Source organism: Streptomyces sp. SID1328, assembly GCF_009865595.1.
Classification (GTDB): Bacteria; Actinomycetota; Actinomycetes; order Streptomycetales; family Streptomycetaceae; genus Streptomyces; species Streptomyces griseoluteus.
This window is the reverse complement of record NZ_WWKH01000111.1, coordinates 1-5,289: the sequence shown is the minus strand read 5'-3', so window position 1 is coordinate 5,289 and position 5,289 is coordinate 1. Positions and strand designations below refer to the sequence as shown.

Genomic DNA, 5,289 nt, shown 5'->3' with positions numbered 1-5,289 from the left:
GGGTGAGCCGGGCGGCGCCGCGCGCGCCGGGGCGCACGTCGCCGGTGCCGTCCAGTGGGCGGTCCGTCAGGCGGCCCAGCAGCGCCGGGTCCACGCCGGCCACCACATGGTCGGCCTCCGCCACCGTGCCGTCGGCCAGCTCGACGCCCGCCGCGCGGCCGTCCTTCACCGTGATCCGGGTGACCTCGGCGCCGAACACGAACTCCACCCGGCGCCGCACGCAGCGCTCGTACACCGCGCGGGCCAGCTCGCGGATGCCGCCGTGTACGTACCAGGTGCCGAAGGCGTGCTCCAGGTACGGCAGGACGGCGGCGCTCGCCGGGGTGGTGCGCGGGTCGAGGCCGTGGGCCAGGGCGTGGCCGGTCAGCAGGGCTGTGAGCCGGTCGTCGCGCAGTTCCCACTCGGCGACCTCGGCGAGGGTGGTGGCCCGGCGGGTGCGCAGCAGGCGCTTGTGCGGGACGGCCGGGTAGGGCTCACGCTCCGCCAGTACCTGCCAGTTGGGCCACAGCGGCTCCTCCAGCAGGGGGCGCCGGGTGCGGTCCCAGGCCTCGCGGGCGCGCACCAGGAAGTCGCCCCAGCGCTGCCCGACCCCGGCGCCCAGCGCCTCGTCCAGCGCGGAGACGACACCGGCGCGCGAGGCGTTGGGCACGGCGACCTGCGTGCCGTCCGCGAAGAGGTGGCGGGAGGAGGGGTCGACCTGGACCAGTTCGACCAGGTCCTCCAGCGGCTCCTTGCCGGTCTTCAGGAACAGGTCCCGCCAGACCGCGGGCAGCGGCAGCAGACCGGGGCCGGTGTCGAAGGCGAACCCGTCCCGCTCGAAGCGGCGCACCGCACCGCCGTACGTGTCCGTCCGCTCGTACACCGTCACCCGGTGGCCCGCGACGGCCAGCCGGGCGGCCGCCGCCAGCGCGCCCATCCCGGCGCCGGTCACCGCAATCCGTGCCATGACCGCGACTTTACCGACCATCACCGGCAGCGCCGGGCCCGGGCCCGAACGCGGAGGCCTGAGTACCCGTACCTAGACGCACAGATGAGTAGCCGCGCGGATGGGCCGGGGACCGGCCGGAGGGGAGAGTGGAGACACGGCCAGGGGGCGCGGCCCGGCACCGCCGACACGGGGCGGCGGAACGGGCCCGCCCGCCAGCCGCTCCTTCCGTCGATCCGTCGGCGGAAGCGAGACACGGGGCCCGTGGCCGTCACGGTCACGGGGGACCGCGGTGGGAACCGTACGGGGGAGTACGGGGGAGAGCGAAGGGCGCCGGACCGGCAACACCGCGGTCCGGCGCCCTTCGCGCACCCCGGGTCGTCCCGGATCTCGGGTCAGCCCCCGCTGACCCGCCCCTGGAGCAACCGGGACAGCGCGGAGTGCACGTCATCCAGCGACCGCTCCGGCTGGAACGCCTTCCAGTCCAGCGCGGCCACCAGCACCATCCCGACCAGCGCGGCCGCGGTCAGCGGCACGTCGATCTCGTCGCTGAACTCCCCGGCCGCCACACCCTCGCGCAGCACCCCCTCGACCACCGCCACGGCCTGCTGGCGCACCACCATCAGGGTCGACTGCCAGGCCCGGTTGGTGCGCCACAGCTCGGCCACGTAGAGCTGGGTGAAGGCCGGGTAGCGGTCGATGAAGACCAGGCCCGCGCGGACCATCGCGTCCAGCGCGTCCACCCCGCCGCCGCCCTCGCGGGCGGTGCGCTCGGCGGCCTCCCGCAGCGAGGCGGTGAGCAGGCCCACGCCGTGCCGCAGCAGCTCCTCGAAGAGCACCGACTTGCTGGCGAAGTTGTAGTAGACGGTGCCCTTCGCCACCCCGGCGCGCTCGGCGATCTCGTCCACCGTGGTCGCGGAGAACCCCTGCTCGGCGATGAGGGTGACGGCCGCCTCGTAGAGCTTCTGCCGGGTGGCCTCGCGGCGTGTGCTGCCGGCGGGCCGGGCGCTGGTGCTTTCCATGGACCCGATTCTCACAGGTGCGCCGGGCGGCCGGGCCGCCTCCGCCGCCCCGGCGCTCACAGGCTCAGCTCCGGATGCAGCCGCTGGAGCGTCCACACCTGGCGGCGCCGGGCGGTGAGCGCGGTCAGTGCCAGGGCGCCCACGGTGAACGCCGTCAGCACCACGCACGCCTGCCACACCGGGCCGAGCCCGCCGCCGGTGATCAGCCGGCGCAGCGCGGAGACCACGTAACTCATCGGCAGGAAGGGGTGGATGGCGTTGAAGAAGCCCGGACTGGTCTGCACCGGGTAGGTACCACCGGCCGAGGTGAGCTGGAGCATCAGCAGCGCCAGCACGAGGATGCGGCCGGCCGCGCCGAAGCGGGCGTTGAGCCACTGCACGATCGCCGTGAAGCACGCCGTGACCAGGACCAGGAACAGGGTCGTCCCGGCCGCCCGGACCATCTCCAGACCGATGCCGAAGTGCAGTACGGACATCAGCGCGGCCGTCTGGAGCACCCCCACCGCCAGCACCGGCAGCCAGCCCGCCAGCGCGATCCGCCAGGACGGCGCACCGGCGGCCAGGGCACGCCGGTTGAGCGGTGGGATCAGCATGTAGGCGACCATCGCGCCGACCCACAGGGAGAGCGGGATGAAGTACGGGGCGAAGCCGGTGCCGTAGTTGGGCGCGTGGTGCAGGTCGGCGGAGGAGAGCCGGACCGGGTCGGCCATCACGCCGGTGCGCTGGTCGCGGGCCCGCTCGTCGTAGTCGGGGATCTTCCCGGCACCCTCGTGCAGGCCGTCCGCCAGCCGCTCGGAGCCGTCCACCAGCTTGTACAGGCCGCTGTCCAGCGCCTTTGCGCCCGACTCTGCGGTGCCGATGCCCCGGTGGAGGGTGGCCGCGCCGGACTGGGCGGTGCCGAGGCCGGTGTGCAGCTTCTTCGCCCCGGCGGCGACGGCGTTCGCGCCCGCGTTCAGCTTGTCGATCCGGGCGACCGCGTCCGCGACGTCCTGGTGCAGGTGCGGGGCGCGCTCGGCGAGGGCGTCGGCCTGCGCGCGCAGGGTGGTCAGGTTCTTCCGCATGGTCGTCAGATCACCGCCCTGCGCGGCGACGACCTTGTTCAGGTCGTCGGCCACCACCGCCACGTCGTCCGCCGCCCGCTGGGCCTTCGCCAGGTCCGGGCACGCGGGATCGGGCACGGGCGGTGTCTCGCAGCGCGCCTTGTGCACCTGGTCCAGTACGGCGGCGGAGGCGTGTGCCGTCTTCGCGGCGCCGGGGGCGAGCCGGACCAGGGTGTCGAGGTTGTCCTGCACCGTGCGGGCCGAGTCGGAGACCAGGCGGGCGGTGGCACCGATGGTCTTCCCGTTCTTCTGCAGGAAGGGGCCGGCCTTCGCGTAGGCCCCGTCGACGTTGTCCGCCAGGGTCTGGGTGCCGGCCGCGACCTGCCGGGAGCCGTCCTCCAGGTCGCCGGCGCCCTTGTCGAGCCGGGTCAGGCCCTTGGCGAGCCTGCCGCTGCCGCTGTTTGCCTCCTTGAGGCCGTCCGCGAGCTTCCGGGCGCCCTTCTCCGCCTTGCCCAGGCCGTTCCTCAGCTTGTCGGCGCCCTCGGCGGCGGTCTCGGTCTTGTCGTGCAGGGTGGAGAAGTTGATGAAGATCCGGTCCAGGAAGGTCCGGGAGGTCTTGGTGGACGCGGCCGAGCGGACCTCGGCGAACACGGTCCGCGAGATCTGGCCGACGATGTAGTTGTTCGCGTCGTTGGTGCGCACCTGGAGCGCGCCGGTCTCCGGGGAGTCACCCGAACTGGAGGCGACGCGGCGGCTGAAGTCGGCCGGGAGGGTCAGCGAGAGGTAGTAGGTGCCGTCCTCCGTGCCACGGCGGGCCTCGGCCGCGTCGACCTCGTGCCACTCGAAGGTCCGCCGCTCGCGCAGGCCCTTGACGATGTCGGCACCGGCGTGGATCTTCTTCCCGCCCGCCGTCGCGCCCCGGTCCTCGTTGACGAGGGCCACGGGGACGCGGTCCAGGCGGCCGTAGGGGTCCCAGAACGACCACAGGTACAGGGCGCCGTAGAGCAGGGGCAGCACCAGCAGCGCGACCAGCGCGGCGCGGGGCAGCCGGCCCCGGCCGAACCGGCGCAGCTCAAGCGCGGCCAGCTTCGGTGAGCGCATCGGGGGCCTCCTCTCGGGGGGCGTCCTCGGCGGGCCGGTCCTGGACGGGGGCGGTTTCCCCGGTGTCCCCGCTGTCCCCGGTGTCCTCCGGAGGTCCGGCCTCGGCGGGCTCCGTGGAGACGGTGACGCAGCCGTCCGGGGCGGTGCGGCACACGGCCAGGACCGTCGTCCCCGCGTCGGCCAGGGAGCGCAACAGCTCCCACACCTCGGCGCGTTCGCCCGCCGAGAGCTTCAGCTCCACGTCGTCCACCGCCAGCAGCCGGGGCCTGCCGATCAGCGCCAGCGCCACGGACAGCCGCAGCACCTCCAGCCGTTCCAGGTCCCGTACGGCCGTCCGCGAGCCCTTCGGCAGCGCGTCCAGGTCGAGCCCGGCGGCGGCCAGCGCCGCGTCCGCACGGAGCCGGGCCTCGTGGGTGCGCTGGGGGTGCGGATGCAGCGCCTCGCGCAGCGAGTCGCCGAACCGGCGCTGCAGCAGGGCCCGTTCGCGCAGGTGCTCGCCCACGGTCAGCGCGGGCTCCAGGTCGGTCACCCCGGCGACATTGGCCACCGCGCTGAACCGGCGTACCGCCCCCATGCGCCGGGGGAGGGGCAGGCCGCCGACAGCCGCCTGCCCCTCGCTCGGCTTCATCCGGCCGGTGAGCGCCAGCAGCAGACACGTACGGCCGGAGCCGGACGGTCCCTCCACGGCGATCAGCGAACCCGGCCCGGCCTCGAAGCCGATGTCCCGGAAGGCCCACCCCCGTGGTCCCTTGAGCCCGAATCCCCCGGCCGTGACGTCCACGCCGTGCACAAGCCCCCGCCTCTCCCCGGTACTGCTTTTGAACTGACTGGTCAGTTCAAAAGTATGCCCGAACAGGCGTGTGCGACAAAGCCCGGATGCCCCACAGGTGTTCCCCGATACCCCCGATTTCAGCCTCAGTTGGGGTGAAACCGCAGGTCGGAACGGATTGTCAGTGGCATACCGCACGATGTGGGCATACGGCATCCATGCCGTCACCGGACGACAGGAGGTTCGTCATGACCAGCTCGTCAGCGGCCACCGCCGCGAGCGACGTCCACCCCGTGCTCCGCCGGTCCACGGCACCGCCCGCCGCCGTCGCCCTGCTCGGCCAGGCGCACAGCGCGCTGGACGAGGCCGCCGCCATGGAGACCCCGAACGAGCGGTACGCCCTGGCCCACCTCGCCGCCCTCCGCGCGGCCG

At 74.0% G+C, this 5,289-nt stretch carries 4 protein-coding genes and 1 pseudogene; 1 reads left to right on the top strand and 4 read right to left on the bottom strand.

Annotated elements, in window-relative coordinates; translation table 11 throughout:
* From GT030_RS03580 to GT030_RS03565, 4 genes are all read right to left on the bottom strand, one after another.
* The coding region (locus GT030_RS03580) for an NAD(P)/FAD-dependent oxidoreductase (protein WP_161199791.1) at positions 1-946 on the bottom strand (946 nt) is incomplete at its 3' end.
* Between the two features lie 374 nt (positions 947-1,320).
* Entirely contained in the window at positions 1,321-1,947 is a 627-nt protein-coding gene (locus tag GT030_RS03575) for a TetR/AcrR family transcriptional regulator (protein ID WP_030810186.1), read from the bottom strand.
* A 56-nt stretch (positions 1,948-2,003) separates the two neighbouring features.
* Positions 2,004-4,088: a YhgE/Pip domain-containing protein gene (locus tag GT030_RS03570; protein ID WP_161199790.1), complete on the bottom strand. Its 2,085-nt coding sequence runs from the start codon at positions 4,086-4,088 to the stop codon at positions 2,004-2,006.
* Positions 4,060-4,878: an ATP-binding cassette domain-containing protein gene (locus GT030_RS03565; protein WP_346009552.1), complete on the bottom strand. Its 819-nt coding sequence runs from the start codon at positions 4,876-4,878 to the stop codon at positions 4,060-4,062. Before GT030_RS03565 ends, GT030_RS03570 begins: the two co-directional genes overlap by 29 nt.
* A gap of 197 nt (positions 4,879-5,075) precedes the next feature.
* Here GT030_RS03565 and GT030_RS03560 point away from each other — a divergent pair.
* A pseudogene (locus GT030_RS03560) lies at positions 5,076-5,289 on the top strand (hypothetical protein); the annotation flags it as partial.